18 protein-coding genes are annotated in these 25,513 nt (G+C 62.7%); 5 read left to right on the top strand and 13 right to left on the bottom strand.

What is annotated here, in order from left to right; all coding sequences use genetic code 11:
* Nucleotides 1–105: 105 nt before the first annotated feature.
* From gltB to OU800_RS02500, 9 genes are all read right to left on the bottom strand, one after another.
* The gene (gene gltB / locus OU800_RS02540) at nucleotides 106–4,554 is read right to left on the bottom strand and encodes a glutamate synthase large subunit (RefSeq protein ID WP_268180934.1); all 4,449 of its coding nucleotides are present in this window, start codon (nucleotides 4,552–4,554) and stop codon (nucleotides 106–108) included.
* Between the two features lie 357 nt (nucleotides 4,555–4,911).
* Complete coding sequence (locus tag OU800_RS02535) at nucleotides 4,912–6,480, bottom strand: AAA family ATPase (RefSeq protein ID WP_268180932.1); 1,569 nt, start codon at nucleotides 6,478–6,480, stop codon at nucleotides 4,912–4,914.
* Nucleotides 6,481–6,490: 10 nt separating this feature from the next.
* Complete coding sequence (gene aroB / locus OU800_RS02530; RefSeq protein WP_268180930.1) at nucleotides 6,491–7,594, bottom strand: 3-dehydroquinate synthase; 1,104 nt, start codon at nucleotides 7,592–7,594, stop codon at nucleotides 6,491–6,493.
* 51 nt (nucleotides 7,595–7,645) lie between these two features.
* On the bottom strand, nucleotides 7,646–8,164 hold the full coding sequence (aroK, locus tag OU800_RS02525; RefSeq protein ID WP_268180928.1) for a shikimate kinase AroK: 519 nt from the start codon (nucleotides 8,162–8,164) through the stop codon (nucleotides 7,646–7,648).
* A 5-nt stretch (nucleotides 8,165–8,169) separates the two neighbouring features.
* Nucleotides 8,170–10,290, bottom strand: coding sequence for a type IV pilus secretin PilQ (gene pilQ / locus OU800_RS02520; RefSeq protein ID WP_268180926.1), 2,121 nt, complete (start codon nucleotides 10,288–10,290; stop codon nucleotides 8,170–8,172).
* 57 nt (nucleotides 10,291–10,347) lie between these two features.
* Nucleotides 10,348–10,872 carry a type 4a pilus biogenesis lipoprotein PilP gene (pilP, locus tag OU800_RS02515; protein ID WP_268180924.1) on the bottom strand — a complete coding sequence of 175 codons (525 nt, stop codon included), beginning with the start codon at nucleotides 10,870–10,872 and terminating at the stop codon, nucleotides 10,348–10,350.
* Entirely contained in the window at nucleotides 10,872–11,492 is a 621-nt protein-coding gene (gene pilO, locus OU800_RS02510) for a type 4a pilus biogenesis protein PilO (protein ID WP_268180922.1), read from the bottom strand. The genes pilP and pilO overlap by 1 nt, the downstream gene beginning before the upstream one ends.
* Nucleotides 11,489–12,061 carry a type 4a pilus biogenesis protein PilN gene (gene pilN, locus OU800_RS02505; protein ID WP_268180921.1) on the bottom strand — a complete coding sequence of 191 codons (573 nt, stop codon included), beginning with the start codon at nucleotides 12,059–12,061 and terminating at the stop codon, nucleotides 11,489–11,491. The genes pilO and pilN overlap by 4 nt, the downstream gene beginning before the upstream one ends.
* Nucleotides 12,061–13,125 (bottom strand): pilus assembly protein PilM, encoded by a 1,065-nt coding sequence (locus tag OU800_RS02500; RefSeq protein ID WP_268180919.1) that lies wholly within the window; start codon nucleotides 13,123–13,125, stop codon nucleotides 12,061–12,063. Before OU800_RS02500 ends, pilN begins: the two co-directional genes overlap by 1 nt.
* 181 nt (nucleotides 13,126–13,306) lie before the next feature.
* On the opposite strand from OU800_RS02500, the gene OU800_RS02495 reads away from it, so the two are divergent.
* A complete protein-coding gene (locus OU800_RS02495) occupies nucleotides 13,307–15,718 on the top strand; it encodes a penicillin-binding protein 1A (protein ID WP_268180917.1) in 2,412 nt (803 codons plus the stop codon).
* Nucleotides 15,719–15,778: 60 nt separating this feature from the next.
* Here the strand turns inward: OU800_RS02495 and OU800_RS02490 are convergent, their stop codons facing one another.
* The 4 genes from OU800_RS02490 to rpmE form a co-directional block, all read right to left on the bottom strand.
* Nucleotides 15,779–17,047, bottom strand: a complete 1,269-nt coding sequence (locus OU800_RS02490) for a malic enzyme-like NAD(P)-binding protein (protein WP_268180915.1) — start codon at nucleotides 17,045–17,047, stop codon at nucleotides 15,779–15,781.
* A gap of 102 nt (nucleotides 17,048–17,149) precedes the next feature.
* On the bottom strand, nucleotides 17,150–18,583 hold the full coding sequence (locus OU800_RS02485) for a M48 family metalloprotease (RefSeq protein ID WP_442964754.1): 1,434 nt from the start codon (nucleotides 18,581–18,583) through the stop codon (nucleotides 17,150–17,152).
* Nucleotides 18,583–19,383: a thermonuclease family protein gene (locus OU800_RS02480; protein ID WP_268180910.1), complete on the bottom strand. Its 801-nt coding sequence runs from the start codon at nucleotides 19,381–19,383 to the stop codon at nucleotides 18,583–18,585. The genes OU800_RS02485 and OU800_RS02480 overlap by 1 nt, the downstream gene beginning before the upstream one ends.
* Before the next feature lie 26 nt (nucleotides 19,384–19,409).
* Complete coding sequence (rpmE, locus tag OU800_RS02475) at nucleotides 19,410–19,622, bottom strand: 50S ribosomal protein L31 (protein ID WP_003459015.1); 213 nt, start codon at nucleotides 19,620–19,622, stop codon at nucleotides 19,410–19,412.
* Between the two features lie 160 nt (nucleotides 19,623–19,782).
* On the opposite strand from rpmE, the gene OU800_RS02470 reads away from it, so the two are divergent.
* From OU800_RS02470 to hslV, 4 genes are all read left to right on the top strand, one after another.
* On the top strand, nucleotides 19,783–22,002 hold the full coding sequence (locus OU800_RS02470) for a primosomal protein N' (protein WP_268180907.1): 2,220 nt from the start codon (nucleotides 19,783–19,785) through the stop codon (nucleotides 22,000–22,002).
* Nucleotides 22,003–22,134: 132 nt separating this feature from the next.
* Nucleotides 22,135–23,874 (top strand): arginine--tRNA ligase, encoded by a 1,740-nt coding sequence (gene argS / locus OU800_RS02465; protein WP_268180905.1) that lies wholly within the window; start codon nucleotides 22,135–22,137, stop codon nucleotides 23,872–23,874.
* A 6-nt stretch (nucleotides 23,875–23,880) separates the two neighbouring features.
* Complete coding sequence (locus tag OU800_RS02460) at nucleotides 23,881–24,561, top strand: SPOR domain-containing protein (RefSeq protein WP_268180903.1); 681 nt, start codon at nucleotides 23,881–23,883, stop codon at nucleotides 24,559–24,561.
* A 395-nt stretch (nucleotides 24,562–24,956) separates the two neighbouring features.
* A complete protein-coding gene (gene hslV / locus OU800_RS02455; RefSeq protein ID WP_024306625.1) occupies nucleotides 24,957–25,487 on the top strand; it encodes an ATP-dependent protease subunit HslV in 531 nt (176 codons plus the stop codon).
* The last annotated feature ends 26 nt before the right edge of the window (nucleotides 25,488–25,513 follow it).

The following is a 25,513-nucleotide window of genomic DNA, read 5'->3' as shown; positions in this document are numbered from 1 at the left end:
AACAGCAGCGGCAAGCATCAAGCTGCAAGCTGCAAGACAATCACGTTGGATCGACAAGCCCGGAGCTGCTTATGACTTGCAGCTTGGGGCTTGCCGCTTGCGGCTTTACTGTGGGTTGGCACGGGTGCTGGACAGCAGCGACTTCAGACTGGCCGCTTTCGGTTTCACCAGCCAGAACTTGCGCAGGTAATCGTCCAGGTTTTCCAGCAGATTCTGCCCCCACTCGCTGCCGGTCTCTTCGACGTATTCGGCGAGCACGCTTTCCAGGTGGCTGCGGTAGGCCTCCATCGCTTCATTGTTGATGCGTTGGATTTCCACCAGCTCGTGGTTGACGCGATCGTAGAAGCCGTTGTCCAGGTCGAGCACATAAGCGAAACCGCCAGTCATGCCCGAGCCGAAGTTGTAGCCGGTCTTGCCCAGCACACAGACGAAACCGCCGGTCATGTACTCGCAGCAGTGGTCGCCAGTGCCCTCCACCACGGCGTGGGCGCCGGAGTTGCGCACGGCGAAACGCTCACCCGCAGTGCCGGTGGCGAACAGCTTGCCGCCAGTGGCGCCGTACAGGCAGGTGTTGCCGATGATGGCACTGTCCTCGGTGGCGAACGGGCTGCCGGCAGGCGGAGTGATAACGATCTTGCCACCAGTCATGCCCTTGCCCACGTAGTCGTTGGCGTCGCCTTCCAGGCGCAGGTGCAGACCACCGGCGTTCCACACGCCGAAGCTCTGCCCGGCAGTGCCTTTGAAGCGGAAGGTGATCGGCGCATCATTCATGCCCTGGTTGCCGTGCACACGGGCGATCTCGCCGGAAATGCGCGCACCAATGGAGCGGTCGCAGTTGCCGATGTTCAGCTCGAACTCACCACCGCTCTTGCCGGCGATGGCGTCCTTGGCCAGCTCCACCATCTTCTCGGCCAGCAGGCCTTCGTCGAACGGCGGGTTCTTCGGCACCTGGCAGAACTGCGGCTTGTCGGCCGGGATATGCGCGCTGGCCAGCAGCGGCGACAGATCCAGGTTGCCCTGCTTGGCGGTTTCACCCGGCAGCACTTCGAGCAGGTCGGTACGGCCGATCAGCTCTTCCAGGCTGCGCACGCCCAACTTGGCCAGCCACTCGCGGGTTTCCTCGGCGACGTAGGTGAAGAAGTTCATCACCATCTCGACGGTGCCGATGAAGTGATCCTTGCGCAGCTTGTCGTTCTGCGTGGCCACGCCGGTGGCGCAGTTGTTCAAGTGGCAGATGCGCAGGTATTTGCAACCTAGGGCCACCATCGGCGCGGTGCCGAAGCCGAAGCTCTCGGCGCCGAGGATGGCCGCCTTGATCACGTCCAGACCGGTTTTCAGACCACCGTCGGTCTGTACCCGCACCTTACCGCGCAGGTCGTTGCCGCGCAGGGTCTGGTGGGTTTCGGCCAGGCCCAGTTCCCAGGGCGCACCGGCGTAGCGGATGGAGGTCAGCGGCGATGCGCCGGTACCGCCGTCGTAGCCGGAAATAGTGATCAGGTCGGCATAGGCCTTGGCCACACCGGCGGCGATGGTACCGACACCGGCTTCCGCCACCAGCTTGACCGACACCAGCGCCTTCGGGTTGACCTGCTTGAGGTCATAGATCAGCTGCGCCAGGTCTTCGATCGAGTAGATGTCGTGGTGCGGCGGCGGCGAGATCAGGGTCACGCCCGGCACCGCGTAGCGCAGCTTGGCGATCAGGCCGTTGACCTTGCCGCCCGGCAACTGGCCGCCCTCACCGGGCTTGGCGCCCTGGGCCACCTTGATCTGCAGCACTTCGGCGTTGACCAGGTATTCCGGGGTCACGCCAAAGCGGCCGGTGGCCACCTGCTTGATCTTGGAGCTCTTGATGGTGCCGTAGCGGGCCGGGTCTTCGCCGCCCTCGCCGGAGTTGGAGCGACCACCCAGGCGGTTCATCGCCTCGGCCAGCGCCTCGTGCGCCTCCGGCGACAGCGCGCCGAGGGAGATACCGGCGGCGTCGAAGCGCTTGAAGATCGACTGCAGCGGCTCGACTTCGTCGAGGCTGATCGGCGTGGCGGACTCCTTGACCTTGAGCAGGTCACGGATCATCGACACCGGACGGGTGTCGACCAGCGTCGAGTATTCCTTGTACTTGGCGTAGTTGCCCTGCTGCACGGCTTCCTGCAGCGTGCGCACCACGTCCGGGTTGTAGGCGTGGTATTCGCCGCCGTAGACGAACTTGAGCAAGCCGCCCTGCTGGATCGACTTGCGGTTGTTCCAGGCCTCCTGGGACAGCAGCTTCTGCTCGCTTTCAATGTCAACGAAACGCGCACCCTGGATACGGCTGGCCACACCACGAAAGCACAGTTCGGTGACTTCATCGGCCAGGCCGACCGCCTCGAATAGCTGCGCACCGCGGTAGGACGCGACCGTGGAGATGCCCATCTTCGACAGGATCTTCAGCAAGCCCTTTGAGATGCCCTTGCGGTAGTACTTGAACACTTCGTACAGATCGCCCAGCACTTCACCGGTGCGGATCAGGTCGCCCAGCACTTCGTAGGCCAGGAACGGATACACCGCCGAGGCACCGAAGCCCAGCAGCACGGCATAGTGGTGCGGGTCACGCGCGGTGGCGGTTTCCACCAGGATGTTGCAGTCGCAGCGCAGGCCTTTCTCGGTAAGGCGGTGATGCACGGCGCCGGTAACCAGCGCGGCATGCGCCGGCAGCTTGCCCGGAGCGATGTGACGGTCGGTCAGTACCAACAGCACCTTGCCGGCACGCACGGCTTCCTCCGCCTGGTCGGCCATGTTGCGCACGGCAGCCTCCAGACCCAGCGACTCGTCATAGTTCATGTCGATGACATGACGGTCGAAGCCCGGGCGATCCAGATTCATCAGCGCACGCCACTTGGCTGGCGAAATCACCGGGCTGCTGAGGATCACGCGGGTAGCGTGCTCCGGCGACTCACTGAAGATGTTGCGTTCGGCGCCCAGGCAGATTTCCAGGGACATGACGATCGCTTCGCGCAGCGGGTCGATCGGCGGGTTGGTAACCTGCGCGAACTGCTGACGGAAATAATCGTACGGCGAACGCACGCGCTGGCTGAGCACGGCCATCGGCGTGTCGTCACCCATGGAGCCGACGGCTTCCTGGCCCTGCTCGCCGAGCGGACGCAGCACTTGGTCACGCTCCTCGAAGGTGACCTGGAACATCTTCATGTACTGCTTGAGCTGATCCGGGTCGTAGAAGGCCGAACCATGGTCGCGGTCTTCCAGAGTCGCTTTGATACGCTGGGCATGCTTGCGCAGCCACAGCTTGTAGGGGTGGCGTGACTTCAGGCGGCTGTCGATGGACTCGGTGTCCAGCACCTGGCCGGTCTCGGTGTCGACGGCGAGGATCTGCCCCGGGCCGACACGGCCCTTGGCGATGACGTCTTCGGGCTGGTAGTCCCACACGCCGATTTCCGACGCCAGGGTGATGTAGCCGTTCTTGGTGGTGACCCAGCGCGCCGGGCGCAGACCGTTACGGTCGAGCAGGCATACGGCATGGCGACCATCGGTCAGCACCACGCCGGCCGGGCCATCCCAGGGCTCCATGTGCATGGAGTTGTATTCGTAGAACGCGCGCAGGTCTGCGTCCATGGTCTCGACGTTCTGCCAGGCCGGCGGAATGATCATGCGCAGGCCGCGGAACAGGTCGATGCCGCCGGTGACCATCAGCTCGAGCATGTTGTCCATGCTCGAGGAGTCGGAGCCAACACGGTTGACCAGCGGGCCCAGCTCGTCGAGATCGGGGATCAGCTCGTTGGCGAACTTGGTGCGACGGGCCTGCGCCCAGTTGCGGTTGCCGGTGATGGTGTTGATCTCGCCGTTGTGCGCGAGGAAGCGGAAGGGCTGCGCCAGCGGCCACTTCGGCAGGGTGTTGGTGGAGAAACGCTGGTGGAAGACCGCGATGGCGGTCTGCAGGCGCTCGTCACCCAGATCCGGGTAGAACTGCTGCAGGTCCGCCGGCATCATCAGGCCTTTGTAGATGATGGTCTTGTGCGAGAAGCTGCAGATGTAGTGATCGCTGTCGTCGGCATTGGCCACCGACGAGCGCCGGCGGGCGCTGAACAGCTTGATGGCGAATTCCTGGTCGGACAGGCCATCACCGCCGATGAACACCTGCTCGATCTGCGGCAGGCGTTCCAGCGCCAGTTGGCCGAGCACGCTAGTGTCGATCGGCACCTTGCGCCAGCCCACCAGTTGCAGGCCTGCCGCAAGGATTTCGCGGTTCATGTTCTCGCGCGCGACCTCGGCCTTGGCCGGGTCCTGATTGAAGAACACCATGCCCACGGCATATTGCCCAGGCAGTTCGACGCCGAACTGCTCCTGGGCGATGGCGCGCAGGAATCGATCGGGCTTCTGGATCAGCAGGCCGCAGCCATCACCGGTCTTGCCGTCGGCGTTGATACCGCCGCGGTGAGTCATGCAGGTGAGGGCCTCAATGGCGGTCTTGAGCAGGTGATGGCTAGCCTCACCTTGCATATGGGCGATCAAGCCGAAGCCGCAGTTATCCTTGAACTCATCAGGACGGTACAAACCTGCTTTCATAGGGGAAACTCTCACCAGGCTGCCTGTACTCCAGGCAAATTACTTTCTAATTCAATGTCTTAAACCCGAAAAGCGGGCACGGGCCAGCTTTGCGCAGGCAAAAGGGAGGTCATTGTACATATCCACCCACCCCGTCACAAATTTTCGTGACGAAGGGGTGAAAAATTATGTCGCAAAAACGAAGGATATGAACATCCAGCCATGATAGCGACCAACGAGTCACGACATGGAACACGCTTGCACACAGCGACGCCACAGGTAGGCGCCCCCCTGTAGCCCGTCAGATTGAAAGCGTTATGAAGACATCCTGCAAGCGGGACGCACAGGCACCCCGCCGAGCAGCTACCAGGTATTCACCTAGCGACTCATTTCCTGCTGAATACTGCCAATCGTGCGCGGCCAGGGCTTACCAGCCTGCAGCTTGGCCGGTAAGGTTTTCACTGCCGCCTGGGCGGCCGCCCGGCTGGCGAAGCTGCCATAGGTCAGCACGTACAGCGGCTGGCCCTGATGGATTTTCTTGAAGTAGCGGTACTCACTGCCCCCTTCGCGCACCATGGCCTGAATATTCGCCTCGGAACGCGACCCCACCACTTGCAGCGCATAGCGTGATGCCGGCTGCTGAGCATACCAATTACCACCTGCCGGGCTGGGTGTTGCCGGCTTGGCGGTTGCTGGCGAAGGCGCTGGAGCCGGCTTGGCTGCAACGGCGGGCTCCGCCTGTTTGGTCTCTGTCTGCTTCAGTTGCTGCTGCGTAGCAGGCTTTGGCGCTGCAGGTGCAGGTGCAGGTGCAGGTGCAGCAGCGATTGGCGCAGGCGGTACGGTGACGGTCGAGGGATCTGGCGCAGCAGGCGGCTCGAAGTTGTCCAGTTCCTCGCCCGCGGCTTCGGCCAGGGGCTGACGGATCACGGCTTGCGGTTGACCGACCAAGGGCAAGGGCAGCGGCTGGCTGCTGCCCGCGAACTCGATGGCAGGCGCGCCACTGGCAGCCTGCGGCTCTGGCGCCTTTCCGTCGGCAGGCGCTGCAGAAGGCTGCAGGGGCAGCGTGGCACTAAGCTCAGGCTCGCTGGCAGGCTGGCTGTCGCGACCCTGCATCACCCAGGCAGCCGCCACCCCCACCAGCACCACGGCCAGCGCCAACAGATGTTTCTTCGGTAGGGAGAAGGAGAAACCGCCTCGACGCGCGCCAGAACGCTGCGCCAGCATCTGCTCGATCAGCAACTCGCGCGCCTCGCCGTTAATTGCACCCGGCCAGCCGCCGGAGCGCTGGTGAATCTCCTCGACCTGCTCCTCGCTCAATACCTCGATACCCTGCCCCGCCCCTTCCAGGCGCTGAGCGAGGTAGTCACGAGTCTCCTCCTCGGTATAAGGCTGCAGCTCGATGGCGTGATAGCACTCCTCACCGCTGGCCAATGCTTCGAGGCGCTCCAGCAGTGCCTGCTCGGCGAACAGGAAGACATGCGGGCGCCCCTCGCCATCGCCGGCCGCCAGGGTCAGCACCACCTGCAACGCCGCATCGTCAAGCTGATCGGCATCGTCGATCAACAGGTAGACTTCCTGTCCGGTCAAGGCCAGTTGCGAAACCTGGTTGAGAATCGAGCGGGTATCGGCCGTCGCCAGCGACAGCCCCTGGGCCACCTGGCGCAGCAGTGCCTCACCCCCGGTGATGCCCTGGGCAATGACCACGCTCTGCACAGCCTGTTTGTTGGTGCTGGCAACCAGCGCCTGACGCAGCAGCGTTTTGCCACTACCCTCAGGCCCGGTTACCACCAGCAACAATTGGCTGTATCGCGCCAGATGATGCAATTGCCCCAGCACGGGCTTGCGCTGTGCAGGGAAGAACTTGAAGCCCGGCACCCTGGGCGCGAAGGGGTCGTGACTGAACTGGTAGTGCGCCAGAAACGCTTCGTCAGCATGCAAACTGGTCATGAATCACTCTTCAAGCGTTGATCGAGCGAGCCAGCGCTGCATAGTCGCAACGCAGCGTGGCCTCGAGAATTTCACGCGGATAGTCGGCCGTCACAACGGCCTCGCCCAGGCGCTTGAGCAGCACCAGGCGCAACTGACCATCCAGCACCTTCTTGTCTACCGCCATGTGCTGCAGGAACTGCTCCGGAGTCATGTTCTGCGGCGGTACTACCGGCAACCCGGCAGCCTGCAGCAGGCGCACGCCTCGATCACGATCGGCCGCCGACAGCCAGCCAAGGCGATGGGACATTTCCAGCGCCATCACCGTGCCAGCCGCGACCGCCTCGCCATGCAGCCAGACGCCATAGCCCTGCTCGGTCTCGATGGCATGGCCGAAGGTATGACCGAGATTCAGGGTGGCGCGCACCCCCGACTCACGCTCATCGGCACCGACCACGCGCGCCTTGGCTGCACAGGAGCGCTCGATAGCCTCGGTCAGCACCTGCTGATCGAGCGCACGCAAGGCCGGCATGTTCTGCTCCAGCCAGGCCAGGAAGGGCTCATCGCAGATCAGGCCATACTTGATCACCTCGGCCAGCCCCGCCGACAACTCGCGCACGGGCAGGGTATTCAGGCTGCAGGTATCGATCACCACGGCCTTGGGCTGGTAGAACGCCCCGACCATGTTCTTGCCCAACGGGTGATTGATGCCGGTCTTGCCGCCCACCGAGGAATCCACCTGGGAGAGCAAGGTCGTCGGCACCTGGATGAAATCGACGCCACGCTGATAGCAAGCGGCGGCGAAGCCTGCCATGTCGCCGATCACGCCGCCGCCCAGAGCCACGACCGTGGTGCGACGATCATGCCGAGCGCTCAACAACCCATCGAAGATCAGTTGCAGGGTTTCCCAGTTCTTGAAGGCTTCGCCGTCCGGCAATACCACCGAGGCAACGCTGTAACCCTCGAGCACCTGCAGCAGCGCTTGCAGGTACAAGGGTGCGACGGTCTCGTTGGTGACCACCGCCACCTGCCGCCCGGCGATATGCTGCGCCAGCAATTCGGGACGAGACAGCAGCCCCTGACCGATGTAGATGGGATAGCTGCGCTCGCCGAGATCAACGTGAAGTGTCTGCATGACGCCCCCAGGATAAAAAGGCGACTAGGATAGCGCAGTTCGCCCTGGGCTTTAACGGGGCGGTAGCATATCCAGCCGAGCCAGAATCTCCTGCACGACCATCCGCGGTGGGCGCTCGTCCGTCTCGATGACGATATCGGCGAGTTCACGGTACAGCGGGTCACGCACCGCCATCAGATCACGCAGCACCTGTGCCGGATTAGCATTGCGCAACAGGGGGCGATTGCGGTCACGCGCCGTGCGCTCGATCTGCTGTTCAACCGAGGCATGCAGATAGACCACACGCCCCCCCGCATGCAACGCCTGGCGATTCTCGACACGCATCACCGCACCACCACCAGTGGCCAGCACCAGACCATCCTGCCGGGACAACTCGGCGATGACCGATTGCTCGCGCTCACGAAAACCCTGCTCACCTTCCACATCGAAGATCCAGGGGATATTGGCACCGGTGCGCTGTTCGATCTCCTTGTCGGAGTCCTTGAAGGGCAAACGCAGTTCTTTGGCGAGCAAACGCCCGATGGTGCTCTTTCCAGCGCCCATCGGGCCAACAAGGATTACATTCCGCACTTAGGTCATCGATTCACGGCAATGGCTTGGTTGTTCATGATGCGCGGAGTGATGAAAACCAGCAACTCGGCTTTGTTGTCAGCGACGACATCGCGCCGGAAAACACGGCCGATGAAAGGCAGATCCCCCAGGAAAGGGACTTTCTCGACGGATCGGGTCTGGGTATTGGAGAACACCCCACCAATCACGATGGTTTCACCGTCGTTAACCAGAACCTTCGCATTCACTTCGTTCTTGTTGATGGGCGGTACGCCATTGATCGCCCTGGCAAAATCCGGCGCATCCTTGGTGACCTTGACCTCCATGATGATGCGGTTATCAGGGGTAATCTGTGGGGTGACCTCAAGGGAAAGCGCCGCCTCCTTGAACGAAGTGCTGGTAGCACCGCTGGAGCTGGCCTCTTGGTAGGGAACTTCCTGGCCTTTGAGAATCTTGGCCGTTTCCTTATCGGAGGTGACTACCTTGGGCTGAGAGACGATCTCGCCGTTCCCCGTCTTCTCCATGGCCGAGAGCTGAAGATCCAGGACGATACTACTTCCCAAGTAGCCTATCGCAATACCGGAAGTGCTGTTCTGTGCTCCCATGTCAACGAATGGAAGTCGAGCCAAGCCATCATCCAAGGTCGTGCGACCAATCTCGTCCGTACCGACAAAGCCAGCCCGCTGACCAGTATCTTCATCGAAAGCCTGCACGCCGTCCTTGCCACTGACATCCCAGCGGCCATTGCGCACACTGCCTCCCCAGCGCACACCCAACGCCTTGTCATAATCGACATTGGCCTCGACGATGCGCGCCTCGATCATCACCTGACGCACCGGGATATCGAGCTGGGCAATGATGCGCCGCAGTTCGTCCAGACGCTCCTGAGTCTGGTAGGCAATGATGCTGTTGGTTCGGTCATCGACCGTAATGGAACCACGATCATCGGCTGCACCATCGGCACTGGTCACCGACTGGAATAGCTTGGCCATATCGCTCGCCTTGGCATAATTCACCTGGATCAACTCACGACGCAGCGGTGCCAGTTCGGCAATCTGCTTCTGCGCTTCCAGCTCCTGGCGCTCGCGCGCGGCAATTTCATCCGCCGGTGCAACCAACAACACGTTGCCGACCTGACGCTTGTCGAGCCCCTTGGTCTTGAGCACCAGATCCAACGCCTGATCCCAGGGCACGTTCTGCAAACGCAGGGTGATGTTGCCGGAAACGGTATCACTGGCAACCAGGTTCAAGTTGGTGAAGTCCGCGATCAACTGCAGCACGGAGCGCACGTCGATGTCCTGGAAGTTCAGCGACAGCTTCTCGCCCTTGTAGACGAAGCGCTCGGCACTGCGACGCTCGGTATCTTCCTGGGTCAACGGCTTGACGCTCAGGGTGAGCTTGTCGTCCGTCTGATAGGCGAGATAATCGTACTGCCCCACCGGCTCGATCAGGATGCTGGTCTTGTCGGCTGTGCCGGTCGCACTGACGAACTGCACCGGCGTAGCGAAGTCCTTCACATCGAGCTTTACGCGCAGGGACTCGGGCAGTTCGGTCTTGGCGAAGTCCAGACGAATCTTGCCACCCTGCTCCTGAATATCAGGACTGACGGAGGGATCGGAAAGCGTGATGACGACATTTCCCTCACCTTGTTCACCACGCTGGAAATCGATGTTCTTCACGGCCCTGGTCGGTGCGCCATAGACCTTCTTGCTCGGAGCTGGAGCGACCGGGGTGGCCGCCACGGCCGGTCGGCTGGCCGGGGCAGCAGTGGATTCACCGACCAGCACGTAGAGATCGTTACCCTCCACACGCGTACTGTAGGGCGCCAGGGTGCCGAGATTGACGATCAATCGCGTGCGATCCTTGGCCTCGACTATGGTCACGCTACGGGCATTGCCAGCGCCAAGCTCCCGGTTCTTCGCGCCGAGCTTGTTGGCAACGCCTGGCAGATCCAGGGCGATACGCGCAGGCTGCTCGATGGTATAGCCACGCGGCACTGCCACAGGCTCGTCGAAGGACAATTTCAGCTCGACCCGATCACCCGGCAAGCTCGCGACATCCATACCTTGAAGATTAGCCGCCAAAGCCGAGGACGATAAGAACGCCATCAATAAGGCGGCACTCAAGCAAGAAAGAGAGCCATTCATGTTAGTACCCTGTTTGGCAGACCGATTAGTTATATTCATCTCTTCACTTCGCCCCTATCAGGAGCGCTCCTTCAAGGGAAGGCTGCGCGGCCGCTCAAGCCAGCCACCTTCGCCATCCGGAACAATTTCCATCACCTCGATCTTGGAATCGTCGATCGCGATTATCTTGCCGTTATTACGCCCCAGATAATCACCCACCTTCACACGGTGAACGCCGCCCGCCCCACTGACCAGTGCGAAGAGCTCATGGTCATTACGCAGGGTTCCCACCATCTCGAAGGTTTCGATATTGAAACCTTCGAGGAACTGCTTGACCCGGCTCTCATCAGGCTTGATTTCCTTGGAGCCCTTCTGCCGGGCCACCACATCGATCTTGATCGGCGGCTGGAACGGGCTGCGCAGCGATGCGGCCCGATAGGTGAAGCTTTCATAAGGCTGAAAGGTCGGCAACGGCTCGATGGAACCCTTGGGTCTGGCACGCACCTCATCCATATAGGTGCGTAGATCGGAGAAGTCGCTACTGGCACCGCAACCTGCGAGCACGGAGAAACCCACTAACAAAGCAAGGCGAGAGAATTTCATCACTGCGCCCCCTTGTCGTTGTAGCGATAGGTCTTGGCCATGATCTGCATGCTCAAGCGACTGGAGTTTCCAGCACTCGCTGGCGCTAGCTGAAAGTCATGCAAGGTGACGATGCGTGGCAAGCTCGCCACGCCACTGACGAAGGTGGCCAGATCGTGATAGCCACCGGTGACCTTTATCTGAATCGGCAACTCGACATAGAACTGCTGAGTCACCTCCGGCAGGAGCTTGATTTCCTCGAACTCCAGGCCACTGCCCAGGCCAGTGCGGGTGATATCCTCGAGCAATCCAGGCACCTCGGTATCACTGGGCAATTGCCGGAGCAGTTCGCCGAAGGAAACTTCCATCTCCTTCATCTGCTCCTTGTAGGCTTCGAGATTCGCCGCCTGGAATGCTTTGTTGGAGAATTGATCCTTGAGCGTCACTTCTTCGCCCTGCTGCTGTTCTAGCTGCGCCTGTAGATCCTTGAGATGGAAGTTATAGCCCAGGAATAACACAGCAATGAGCAGCAACAGCCCCGCGATGAACTTGACGGGTGCCGGCCAGGACCCCAGGTTGTTCAGGTCGAGATCATTGAGGTCGACACTACGCAGACTTTCCAACGATTCACGCAAACTCATTTCGCAGCCTCCACTTGATCCGCTTGAGGCTGGGTCTGCTGCACCGTCAACTGAAACACATTAGCCTGATCGACGGCACCTGCGGTAACCGCCTTGACCTCGGTCAGATTGGGTGCGGTCAGCCATTCAGAGGCGTCGAGATTACGCATCAGATTGGAGACGCGGTTGTTCGATTCGGCAGCACCGACTATGGCGATCTCCTTGCCCGTCATCTTCACGCTGGTGTAATACACGCCGTCGGGCAAGGTTCTCACTAGCTGATCGAAGATACGCCCGATGATCGGACGATTGCCCTGCAGATCCTGAATGATCTTCATCCGCTCCAACAATTGCTGGCGGCGAGTCTTCAACTCACTGATTTCCTTGATACGCGAATCGAGCACGGCAATTTCGCTCTTGATGAAATTGTTGCGCGCATTCTGAGTATCGATAGCCGCCGTCAGCATCTGATCACCCAAGAAGACACAACCCGCGCCGATGACCAGAACACCAAGCAAGCTGACCAGAAAGCGCTGCTTGCGCTCTTCGCGCAATTGCTCGCGCCAGGGTAATAGGTTGATACGCGCCATCAGTCGAAACTCCTCAACGCCAGACCGCAGGCAATCATCAGTGCCGGCGCATCACTGGCCAACGCACCTGCGTTGACCTTGCTACCCAGAGCCATATCGGCAAAAGGGTTGGCCACTAGAGTTTGCGTACCGATTTTCTGCTGGATGAGACGGTCAAGGTCGGGAATGGAAGCCGTTCCGCCTGCCAGCAGGACGTAATCGACATCACTGAACTGACCGGCAGCGAAGAAGAACTGCAGCGAGCGCGACACCTGCTGCACCACGGCTTCCTTGAATGGCTGCAGGACTTCGGCATCGTAGTCGTCCGGCAGGCCACCCTGCTTCTTGGCCAACCCGGCTTCCTCGACGGACAGCCCGTAGCGTCGCTGAATTTCTTCGGTGAGCTGCTTGCCACCGAACAACTGCTCGCGGGTATAGATGGTGCGACCGTTGTGCAGCACGCTCAGCGTGGTCATGGTGGCACCGATATCGACGATGGCCACGGTGAGCTCGTCATGACCGGCGCCCAACTGACTCTCCAGCAGCGCGTAAGCACGCTCGAGGGCATAGGCTTCGACATCCACCACCTTGGCGGTCAGTCCTGCCAGGGCGAGGGCGGCCTCACGCACTTCGACGTTCTCCTTGCGGCAGGCGGCCAGCAGCACTTCGACCCGCTCGGGATTGCGTGCAGCCGGGCCCTGAACCTCGAAATCGATCGCCACTTCCTCGAGCGGATAAGGAATGTACTGGTCGGCTTCGATCTTGAGCTGGTTCTCCAGCTCGTCGTCCGACAGCCCGGCCTCCATCTCGATGCTCTTGGTGATCACGGCGGAGCCGGCAACGGCCACCGCGGCTGATTTGACGCTCGTCTTGGCCTTGCTCAACACTCGCGACAGCGCCTGCCCCACCCCCTCCAGCTCGGCGATGTTCTTTTCCACGACAGCATTTGGCGGGAGCGGCTCGACTGCGTAAGCCTCTACCTTGTAGCGGCTTCCCGAGCGACTCAGTTCGAGGAGCTTGACCGAGGTCGAGCTGATATCGATCCCCAGCAGCGTATTCGCTTTCTTAGTGAAGAGCCCTAGCACGACCGTTTTCCTATTGGCATCCGCGACTTACGGACTATTTATGTTTTTCCACATTAAATATCAGTCTTGACAGAAGCGCAAATGGCTACCCCGAGGAAAAAACGCTTATAATGTGATCGATTTTTCCCTTTTAGCCTCGGCTACTGCTTAACTCATTCTTTTACTTGGAATTCCGAACATTTTGATGCGCCTGCTGAAGTTCTTGTGCTGGTCTTGCCTTGCCGTATTTTGTGGACTGTTGCTCAGTTTCAGCGGCGCATACCTTTATCTTAGCCCGACCCTTCCCTCCGTCGAATCATTGCGCCAGGTGCAGCTACAGATCCCGCTGCGGGTCTATAGCAGCGACGCCAAGCTGATCGCCGAATTCGGCGAAATGCGCCGCTCCCCCATTCGCTTCGACGAAATCCCCAAGGATTTCATCAGCGCCCTCCTGGCGGCGGAAGACGATAATTTCGCGAACCATTATGGCGTCGATGTGACGAGCCTGATGCGCGCTGCCACGCAATTATTGAAAACCGGTCAGATTCAGAGTGGCGGCAGCACCATTACCATGCAGGTGGCGAAGAACTTCTTCCTCACCAACGAGCGCAGTTTTTCGCGCAAGGCCACCGAAATTCTCCTGGCCTTGCAGATCGAACGCGAGCTGAGCAAGGACGAGATCCTCGAGCTCTACGTGAACAAGATCTATCTGGGCAACCGCGCCTATGGCATCGAAGCGGCAGCCCAGGTCTACTACGGCAAATCCATCCGCGACCTGACCCTGGCACAGATGGCCATGATCGCCGGCTTGCCGAAAGCGCCTTCGCGCTACAATCCCCTGGTCAATCCAACCCGCGCCAAGGAACGCCGCGACTGGATCCTTGGTCGCCTCTACCGCCTCGGGCGTATCGACCAGGCGCGCTACGAAGCGGCCCTGGCCGAAGAAGTGGACGCGCGCTACCACGTACCCACTCCCGAACTGAACGCCCCTTACATCGCCGAAATGGCCCGTGCCGAAATGGTCGGGCGCTATGGTAGCGAGGCCTACACCGAGGGCTACAACGTCACCACCACCGTGCCCAGCCATCTGCAGGAAATCGCCAACGACGCATTGCGCCAGGGCCTGATCAGCTATGACCAGCGCCATGGCTACCGAGGCCCGGAAAGCCGCCTGCCCGGCATGACGCGTGAAGCCTGGCAGGCCGAGTTGAGCAAGTACCGCAGCATCGGCGGCCTGGAGCCGGCGATCGTCACCCAAGTGGAAAAGAGCGGCATTCTGGTGCTCAGACGCAACGGCGAGGAACAAGCCGTACCCTGGGACAGCATGAAATGGGCGCGCCCCTTCCTCAATACCAACAGCCTCGGCCCACGCCCACAGCAACCAGCGGATGTCACAGCGGTTGGCGACGTGGTGCGCGTGCAGCAACAGCAAGATGGCAGCCTGAGCTTCGTGCAGATCCCGGCCGCCCAGAGCGCGCTGGTATCCCTCGACCCCAACAGCGGCGCCATCGAGGCATTGGTGGGCGGCTTCTCCTTCGAGCAGAGCAATTACAACCGCGCCGTGCAAGCCAAGCGCCAGCCCGGCTCTAGCTTCAAACCCTTCATCTATAGCGCGGCCCTGGATAGTGGCTACACCGCCGCCACCCTGGTTAACGACGCACCGATCATCCTCTCGGACGACTACCTCTCGCAGAAATGGCGACCGAAGAACGACAACAACACCTTCCTCGGCCCGATTCGCCTGCGCGAAGCGCTGTATAGGTCGCGCAACCTGGTGTCGATCCGCCTGCTGCAGGACATGGGCGTGCCGCGAACCCTGGACTACATCCAACGCTTCGGTTTCGATGAACAGGACCTGCCGCGCAACCTGTCCCTGGCGCTGGGCACCGCCAGCCTGACCCCCATGGAAATCGCCGAAGGCTGGGCAACCTTCGCCAACGGCGGCTACAAGATCGAGCCCTACCTGATCCAGCGCGTCGAGGATCGCAACGGCAAGACCCTGTTCCGCGCCAATCCGGCGCGGGTGCCGGGCAGCGAGCCGAACCAGGAAAATGCGAATCTGGCCGTGAACGCGACGGACGACCTGCCGCCACAGGAGCCCAAGGTCGCGGAACGGATCATCGACGAACGCACCGCCTACATCATGACCAGCATGCTGCAGGACGTGATCAAGCGCGGTACTGGCCGCCGCGCTCTGGCCCTTGGCCGCAACGACCTGGCAGGCAAGACCGGTACCACCAACGAGTCCAAGGACAGTTGGTTCTCCGGCTACAACGCCGACTACGTGACCACCGTATGGGCTGGTTTCGACCAGCCGGAAAGCCTCGGTCGCAACGAATACGGCGGCACCGTCGCCCTGCCGATATGGATGAACTACATGGGCCCCGCCCTCAAGGATCGTCCGAGCCACGCCCCCAAGGAACCCAAGGGCATCCTCACCCTGCGCGTCGACCCGGTCAGCGGCCGCGCCGCCTCGCCCGGCACGCCGGATGCCTACTTCGAGGTATTCAAGAGCGAAGACTCGCCGCCGCCGATGAACGAGTTCGAGCCGGGCATGGGCGCCCCTGGCAGCCCGCTGCCGGCCGACGAGATGGCACCGATCGATCTGTTCTAGAGGAGCAGCTTGAGGCTCAATAAAAAACCCGCCGAAGCGGGTTTTTTATTGGGCGGCAGCTTAGCCGTTGAACACTTCGTCCACCGACTTCAGCGGATAGTGCTTCGGATAGGGCAAGGTCGCCACGCCGGTCTCGATGGCGGCTTTGGCCACGGCATCGGAGACCATGGTGATCAGGCGCTTGTCCATCGGCTTCGGAATGATGTACTCACGGCCGAACTCGAGCGACTGCACACCATAGGCATCACAGACGTCCTGCGGCACTGGCTGCTTGGCCAGGTCGCGCAGGGCGAGGGCGGCAGCGATCTTCATCTCTTCGTTGATGCGAGTGGCACGCACGTCCAAGGCACCACGGAAGATGAAGGGGAAGCCCAGCACGTTGTTGACCTGGTTCGGGTAATCGGAACGGCCGGTGGCCATGATCACGTCGTTACGGGTGGCGTGCGCCAGTTCAGGCTTGATTTCCGGATCCGGGTTGGAGCAGGCGAACACGATGGGGTTGGGTGCCATGCGGGCCAGGTCTTCTGCGCTGAGCAGATTAGCCCCAGACAGGCCGACGAACACGTCCGCGCCATCGAGCGCCTCGGACAGGGTGCGCTTGGCGGTTTCGGTGGCGAACACGGCCTTGTACTGGTTCAGGTCGTCACGACCGGCGTGGATCACGCCTTTGCGGTCGATCATGAAGATGTTCTCGACCTTGGCGCCCATGCTCACCAGCAGCTTCATGCAGGAGATGGCAGCAGCACCGGCGCCCAGGCAGACGATCTTCGCTTCGGGCAGAGTCTTGCCGGCGATTTCCAGGGCGTTGAGCATGCCGGCGGCGGTGACGATGGCGGTGCCATGCTGATCATCGTGGAATACAGGGATGTCGCACTGTTCGATCAGCGCGCGCTCGATCTCGAAGCATTCGGGGGCCTTGATATCTTCCAAGTTGATGCCGCCGAAGGTGATGGAGATGCGCTTCACGGTGTCGATGAAAGCCTGCGGGCTCTCGGCATCGACTTCGATGTCGAACACATCGACGCCGGCGAAACGCTTGAACAGCACGCCCTTGCCTTCCATGACCGGCTTGGAGGCCAGCGGGCCGAGATCACCCAGACCGAGGATCGCGGTGCCATCGGAAATGACTGCTACCAGGTTGCCTTTACCGGTGTAGCGGTAGGCAAGCTCCGGATCGCGCGCGATCTCGCGCACCGGCTCGGCGACACCCGGGCTGTAGGCCAGCGACAGGTCACGGGCAGTGGCAGTGGGCTTGGTGAGCTCGACGCTCAGCTTACCCGGACGGGGCTTCTCATGGTATTCGAGAGCGGCAGTTTTCAGATCAGACATAGTGGCGTTCCGCTTTTGTTGCTGTTGAATGGGCAGGCGGCCGAGGATACGCAAGTTGTATACAGCTCGACAAGACTGTTCGGTCGCACTGCAACCGCCGCTTCACCGAAGCGTCTTCACCCAGTCACCAGCACGCGGCTCGCCGCTTGGATAAAGGTTGTTGAGCAGGCGCAGACGCGCCTCGCCTCCTTCACCCGCTGGCCCCTGCCTGGCCAGCGCGGCCATGCTCTGCCCCGCCCTGATGCGCACCAGCTTGAGCCGTACCGGCTCGGCCAACTTGCGCTCCTTGGCCGTCAGGGCACGGAAACTGCGGATGACGCCGAGAAAGTGCGCATCCTCGGTTTCCAGCGAGGCCCGCCCCTTGACCACCGCCACGAACAGGAAGGCGTTGGCACCGCGATAGAGCACCGCAACGCGACGCGCCGACTGCCCCGGCAGCACGGCGGTATAGCCTTGCAGCGAGCCGACTCGTAACTCTTCGCCGGCCAACAGGCGCTGGCCGCCCACCCGCTGACGCAGGAACTCGGCGGGCGTCAGGCGTTTGTCCGCCGGCTCGAGGGTCATGGCGATGAATGCCTGCTCGTCCGGGGCATGCCCGATCAACACGTCCGGGCGATTGACCAGTTGCCAGCCCTGCGGATAGCTCAGGGTGAAATCCAGGGGGCCGTGATAGAAGTTCTGGCCACGCCGAATGCCACTGGCCGCCGAGTCGCCGAATACCAGACCGTCGAGCATCTGCAGGAAGGTATCGCGACCGACTTCCTGATTGCTGCCAGCCAGGGCACGGGCCGGGCCGAGCACTTGCTGCAGGCGGCGGTCGTTGTCGGGATGGGTGTCGAACAGGCCGTGGTAGCCACCGACAGCAGGTGCCTCACCACGCTTGGCGGCCTCATCGCGGGCGAAGGTTTCCTGGTTCTTCAGCACCTTGACCACCTCGATCATGGCCTGCGGATCGTAGCCACTGCGCGCCAGGTACTGCGCACCGAGGCCATCGGCCTCCAGCTCCATGTCACGGCCGTAGCCCCGCACGAAGGCATTGCCCATGACATTGGTCAGATCCCCCACCGCACCGATGCCCGTACCGATGGCCGCCGCCTGACCGAGCAGCCCCCAGGCTGTGGACTGGCTCTGCTGGCGCACGCTGTGGCGCGCCGTCACGTGCCCGACCTCATGCCCCAGTACGGCCGCCAGCTCCGCCTCGGAATTGAGGTAGGCGAGCAAACCACGGTGGATATAGATGTAGCCCCCCGGCAGGGCGAAGGCGTTGACGTCCGGGCTGTCGACCAGGGTGAAGACGTACTTGAGCTGGCTGCGGTGGCTGTTGCGTGCCACCCGCTCGCCGACGCGCTGGATATAGGACTGCAGTTTGGCGTCGTCGTAGCGCGGGTATTGCTTGAGGATTTCCTGGTTGTAGCGCGCACCCATGTCCAGCTCCTGGCGCTCGCTCATCATCACGAAATCGTTGCGTCCGGTGGCCGGGTTCACCGCACAGCCGGCGAGCCAGACACACAGCAGGCACACCCCCAGAGTACGCATCATGGCAACACCTCCAACATCGCCGGGTGGGTCAGTGGCAACATCCAGCGCGCCTGCCCGGATTTCAAAGCACCGCGGCTCTGCCGGTCGATCACCCAGCCACGAGCCTCGACATTTCGCCCTTGCAGACGCATCAGGGCGCGATCGCCGAACGCAGCGAGCAACTCGGGGGCCACGCGCAATACACGGTTGCCGTCCAGCTCCAGCCATAGACCACCACGATTGCGCTGCACATCGGCGACGCGCCCGGTTATCAGGGCAAAACCGCCGCTACGCAACTGGCCGGCCTGCTTCGCCTGCACCTGCCGCCACAACCCCAGACGCTGCTGGCGCGCTTCGCGCTCGGCCTCGCCCTGGCAACGCACCAGTTGCGTATTGGGCGCGACGGCGACCATGAAACCCAACCCCTCGCTGAGCAGTTGCGCCTCGATATTGCGCCCGTCACGCCCATACAGATGCGCCAGGGTGCGTCCATAATGATCCTTGCCCTGCTTGCCGATCTGCACACCCAGCTTGCCGCCACTGGCCTCGACCAGTGCCTGCAGACGGCGCCTGGCCTGCACGGCATAGGGCTCGTCACTGCGGCCCTTGCGCCCCAGCTCCGGGGTATTGATGCCGATAAGACGCACGCTGCGCCCGTCGACCAGGCGCAGGGTATCGCCATCCACCACCTGGCGCACGGCCACCTGCGGCAGGTCGGCGCGCAACGGGCAGAAGGCCTGGGCGAACTCCAGCCACAACAGAGAAACGAAAAAGGCGCCCACCAGGGACGCCTTTTTCAGATTCACGGAGAGGTGCATGGCACGTTCCGTTATCGCTCGGCCGCTTACTTGGCGCCGAACACGCCGAAGCGCTGCTTGAAGCGGTCGATACGGCCGCCGGTATCCAGCACTTTCTGCTTGCCGGTGTAGAACGGGTGGCACTCGGAGCAAACGTCGAGGCTCAGGTTCTTGCCCAGGGTGGAGCGAGTCTTGATCACGTTGCCGCAGGAGCAGGTAGCGTCGATCTCGACGTAGTTCGGATGGATATCGGCTTTCATGGTGCTTTCCTCGGGGTAGTCGTGCCGCCACCCGACCCAACGTCAGGCACCGCACGGAAATAGGCCGCGCATCTTACCAGACGCGCTGAGCGATGCAAGCGCGCGCAGCGCGCCGGCCGTCGCGTGCTAAGATCGCCGGCCTGTCCATGGAGCTTATGGCTTGCCCGACCTGATCCTGCGCCTCGCCCTACCCTCGCCGCTGCGCCGCCTGTTCGACTACCTTGCCCCCGCTGGCGTGTCGCGCAGCGCCTTGCAGCCAGGTGTACGCCTGCGCGTGCCGTTCGGCCGACGCGAACTGGTCGGCATCCTGGTGGAAGTCGACAGCCAGAGCGAGGTACCCGCCGACAAGCTCAAGCCCGCGCTGGAACTGCTCGATACGCGCCCGCCGCTGCCCGCGACGCTGTTCAAGCTGTGCCTGTGGACGGCGCAGTACTACCAGCACAGCCTCGGCGACACCCTGAGCTGGGCGCTGCCGGTGCTGCTGCGCCAGGGCGAACCGGCGCAGGTACGTCAGGAACGCTACTGGCTGGCCAAAACGGGCGCCAGCGTCGACGACCCACGCCTGGAGCGTGCGCCACGCCAGCGCGAAGCCCTCAAGGCCTTGGCGCAGCATCCGCACGGCGTTGCCCACAGCCTGCTCAGCCAGTTGCAGCTCAACCGCGACAGCCTGCAACTGCTGCATGAGAAGGGCCTGGTCACGGTCGAACTGCGGCGCAACCTGCCGCATGCCAAGCCCGGACATTGGCTGGCGCAACCGGAACTGCCGCTCAATGCCGAGCAGCGCGCCGCCGTCAATGCCGTGGCCTCGGGCTGGAACCAGTTCAACGCCTATCTGCTGGCTGGCGTGACCGGCAGCGGCAAGACCGAGGTCTATCTGCAACTGATCCACCAGTGCCTGCAAGCCGGCAAACAGGCCCTGGTGCTGATCCCGGAGATCAACCTCGGCCCGCAGACCTTCGACCGCTTCGCCCGGCGCTTCAACGCGCGCATCGCCCTGTTGCACTCGGCGGTGAACGACCGTGACCGCCTCGATGCCTGGTTGGCGGCGCGCGATGGCGAGGCCGACATCATCATCGGCACCCGCTCGGCGCTGTTCACGCCGATGAAGCACCCAGGGCTGATCATCGTCGACGAAGAACACGACGCCTCCTATAAACAGCAGGAAGGCCTGCGCTACCACGCTCGCGACCTGGCGCTGGTGCGCGCCCATCAGGAAGAGGTGCCCATCGTCCTCGGCTCGGCCACACCTTCGCTGGAAAGCCTGCACAACGCCCATAGCGGCCGCTACGCCCTGCTCAAGCTGACCCAGCGCGCCGGCGGCGCCAGCCAGCCACGTTTCCTGCGCCTGGACGTGAAGAGCCGGCCGCTGGACTCGGGCATCTCCGGGCCGATGCAGCAGGCCATCGCCCAGACCCTGGCGGCTGGCCAGCAGGTGCTGGTGTTCCTCAACCGCCGTGGCTTCGCCCCGACCCTGCTCTGCCACGACTGTGGCTGGCTGTCGGAATGCCCTCGCTGCGATGCGCGCATGACCGTGCATCAGCGCTACCAGGAACTGCGCTGCCATCACTGCGGTCATGTCGAGCGCCAGCCGAGCCACTGCCCCAAGTGCCAGCACGTCGACCTGCGCCCGGTAGGAGCCGGCACCGAGCGAGCCGAAGAGCGCCTGGCCGTGCTGTTCCCCGATCATCCGGTGCTGCGCATCGACCGCGACAGCACCTCGCGAAAAGGCGCGATGGATCGCCTGTTCAGCACCATCAACAAGGGCGAACCGTGTATCCTGGTCGGCACCCAGATGCTCGCCAAGGGCCACCACTTCCCGCGCGTCACCCTGGTGGCCATTCTCGATGCCGATGGCGGCCTGTTCTCCGCCGACTTCCGCGCCAGCGAGCGCATGGCCCAGTTGATCGTGCAGGTGGCTGGCCGCGCCGGGCGCGCCGAAGAGCCCGGCAAGGTGATCATCCAGAGCCACCTGGCCGACCATCCGCTGCTGGTGCAGCTCACCGAACAGGGCTACTTCGCCTTCGCCGAACAGGCCCTGAGCGAGCGCCGCGCGGCCGGCCTGCCACCCTTCTGCCACCTGGCGCTGCTGCGCGCAGAAGCGCATAAACCCGGCCAGGCCGAGAGCTTTCTCGATGAAGCCTGCAGCGAAGCCGAACACCTGCTGGGCGAGCTGGGCCTGACCGGCATCGAACTGCTCGGCCCGGTGCCTGCGCCGATGGAGCGCCGCGCCGGGCGCTTCCGCGCGCAACTGCTGCTGCAAGGCAATGCCCGCGCGCCCCTGCACCGCCTGCTCACCCCCTGGTCTCTGGCACTGGAGCAGATGCCCAGCGGCCGCGCGGTGCGCTGGTCGCTGGACGTCGACCCGATCGATCTTTTCTAAGCTGCAAGCCACAAGCTGCAAGCTTCAAGCAAGAGCGGCGGCGTGCTTTTCCTTGTCGCTTGTGGCTTGCAGCTTGTCGCTGCTCTTATAATGCGCAGTTTTCGACCAAACCCAAGGCAACCCGAGCCGACCATGAAAGACAGCATTCGCCACCTGATCCAGCAAGCCCTTGACCGCCTCACCGCCGATGGCGTGCTGCCAGCGGGCCTGACGCCGGCCATCCAGGTGGAGAACACCAAGGACAAGAGCCACGGCGACTTCGCCAGCAATATCGCCATGATGCTGGCCAAACCGGCCGGCATGAAACCGCGTGACCTGGCCGAAAAGCTGATCGCAGCGCTGCCGGCCGATGAACAGATCGCCAAGGTGGAAATCGCCGGCCCGGGCTTCCTCAACTTCTTCCAGAACAGCGATGCCCTGGCGCAGCGCCTGGAAGCGGCGCTGGCCGATGCCAAGCTCGGCGTGCGCAAGAACGGCCCGACGCAGCGCGTGGTGGTCGACCTGTCGGCCCCCAACCTGGCCAAGGAAATGCACGTAGGCCACCTGCGCTCGACCATCATCGGCGACGGCGTGGCCCGTGTGCTGGAGTTCCTCGGTGACAGCGTGATCCGCCAGAACCATGTTGGCGACTGGGGCACCCAGTTCGGCATGCTGCTGGCCTACATGCAGGAAAACCCGGCGGCGGCCGAGAGTGAGCTGGCCGACCTGGAAGGCTTCTACCGTGCCGCCAAGAAGCGCTTCGACGAATCCCCCGAGTTCGCCGACCGCGCCCGCGAGCTGGTGGTCAAGCTGCAGGCCGGTGACGCCGAATGCCTGCGCCTGTGGAATCGGTTCAACGACATCTCCCTGAGCCACTGCCAGGCGCTGTACGACCGCCTCGGCGTCAAGCTGAGCATGGCAGACGTCAAGGGCGAGAGCGCCTACAACGACGACCTGCCGCAGGTGGTCGCCGACCTCGCCGCCAAGGGCCTGCTCACCGAAGACAACGGCGCGAAGTGCGTGTTCATGGAGGAATTCAAGAACGCCGAAGGCAACCCGCTGCCGCTGATCGTACAGAAGGCCGGCGGCGGCTACCTGTACGCCACCACCGACCTGGCCGCCACCCGCTACCGCGCGGGCACGCTCAAGGCCGACCGCGTGCTGTACTTCGTCGACCAGCGCCAGGCCCTGCACTTCCAGATGGTCTTCTCCTGCGCGCGCCTGGCCGACTTCGTGCCGGCCAGCATGGAAATGGAGCACATGGGCTTCGGCACCATGAACGGCCCGGATGGTCGCCCATTCAAGACCCGCGACGGCGGCACCGTGAAACTGGTGCACCTGCTCGATGAGGCCGAGCAGCGGGCCTATGAACTGGTCAAGAGCAAGAACCCGGAGCTGGGCGACGACGAGTTGCGCCAGATTGCCCGCGTGGTGGGCATCGCCTCGGTGAAATACGCCGACCTGTCCAAGCATCGCACCAGCGACTACAGCTTCAACTTCGACCTGATGCTCAGCTTCGAGGGCAACACTGCGCCCTACCTGCTGTATGCCTACACCCGCGTGGCCGGCGTTTTCCGTAAGCTGGGCAAGGGTGCGGACGAGATCGGCGGGCAGATCACCCTGGTCGCCGAGCAGGAGCAGGCCCTGGCCGCCAAGCTGGCGCAGTTCAATGAGTTGCTGGGCAGCGTCGCCGAAAAGGGTACGCCGCACATGCTCTGCGCCTACCTGTATGACCTTGCCGGCCTGTTCTCCAGCTTCTACGAGAACTGCCCGATACTGAATGCCGAAGACGAGGCCACTCGCAACAGCCGCCTGCGCCTGACCGCCCTCACCGGACGCACCCTCAAGCAGGGCCTGGAACTGCTCGGCCTGGAAACCCTGGAGCGCATGTAACCCGCCATGGCGAAGAAGAAACCCGCACCCAAGCGCGGCGCGAGCCGCTACCAGGCACCCGCCAAGAAGCCGGTACCTGGCTGGATCTGGCTGGCCTGCGGCCTGGTGGTCGGCGGCTTCTTCATGTTCCTGTTCAGCCTCGAACCGGGGCGTGACGAAGTGCGCCGCGACAAGGGCGAGCAGACTGCCAAGAGCAACAAGCCCGAGCCCAGGCCGCAGGCGAGCGAACCTGCCAGGCCCAAGTACGACTTCTATACCCTGTTGCCGGAATCCGAGGTGATCCTGCCGCAGGCGCTGGAGGAGACCCCACCGCCCACGCCGACACCAGAGCAAAAGCCGGTAACCCCGGAAGAAGCGGCGAAGATCGACACCGCCCGCGCCGAAGCCGCGCTCAAGGGCGAAGTACCGCCACCGCCGCCGCAGGTGATCGCCAGCGCCCCCGTCACCACCCAGTTTTTCCTCCAGGCTGGCTCGTTCCGCCGTCGCGAGGACGCCGACGCCCTGCGCGCGCAGATCATCCTCCTCGGGCAGAACGTCAAGGTGGAAACCGGCAAGGTACGCGAGGAAACCTGGCATCGCGTACTGGTCGGTCCCTACGCCACCCGTGAACAACTGGCCGGTGCGCAGAAATCTCTCGCCGCCAGCGGTTTCAGCAACCTGCTGTTACAACAACGCCAAGTCCGTTGAAGCGGCTGCAAGCTGCAAAAGGATGGATCGGTACGCTGATCGCCCAACAGGCCGTTGAAAAACGTAGGCGACGACTGCATGGATGCAGGAGATAGAGCGAAGCAGGAAGCCCGAGCCGAGGCAGGCTGGCCGAGGCGAAAACAGCCGAAAAAAGCACTGGGCCCGCACTCGGGTTTACGTGCTGTAAATGAGCATTTGATTCGCTTCGCTCACCCCTGCGGGGCCGCGCTAAAGCGCGCTCAATCTTCGATTGTGAGGCTGTTTTTAACAACGGCCAGACAACGCAGGTAGTTTTTCAACAGCCTGTTAAGCCCGTCGCTGGTTGAAAAGCCGCGACTAGCACCCCATCTGATTCTTCATCCGGGCAATTGGCCCCGCAGCGTGGAGATTCACCCTTGACCACCATCGTTTCAGTACGCCGCCACGGCAAGGTCGTGATGGCTGGCGACGGCCAGGTATCCCTGGGCAACACCGTGATGAAAGGCAACGCCAAGAAGGTGCGTCGCCTCTACCACGGTCAGGTGCTGGCCGGCTTCGCCGGAGCCACCGCCGATGCCTTCACCCTGTTCGAGCGTTTCGAGGGCCAGTTGGAAAAGCACCAGGGTCACCTGGTACGCGCCGCCGTCGAACTGGCCAAGGACTGGCGTACCGACCGCAGTCTGAGCCGCCTGGAAGCCATGCTGGCGGTGGCCAACAAGGACGCCTCCCTGATCATCACCGGCAACGGCGACGTGGTCGAGCCCGAGGAAGGTCTGATCGCCATGGGTTCCGGCGGCAACTTCGCCCAGGCCGCCGCGCGCGCCCTGCTGATGAAGACCGATCTGTCCGCCCGCGAGGTGGCCGAGACTGCGCTAGGTATCGCCGGCGACATCTGTGTCTTCACCAATCATCACCAGACCATCGAGGAACTGGACGCGCCCGAGTGAGGCCCAAGCGTCCAATTCTTTCATAG

It is taken from the genome of Pseudomonas sp. GOM7 (assembly GCF_026723825.1).
Taxonomy (GTDB): Bacteria; Pseudomonadota; Gammaproteobacteria; order Pseudomonadales; family Pseudomonadaceae; genus Aquipseudomonas.
The sequence above is the reverse complement of the archived record's forward strand: the minus strand, read 5'-3'. Positions and strand labels throughout refer to the sequence as shown.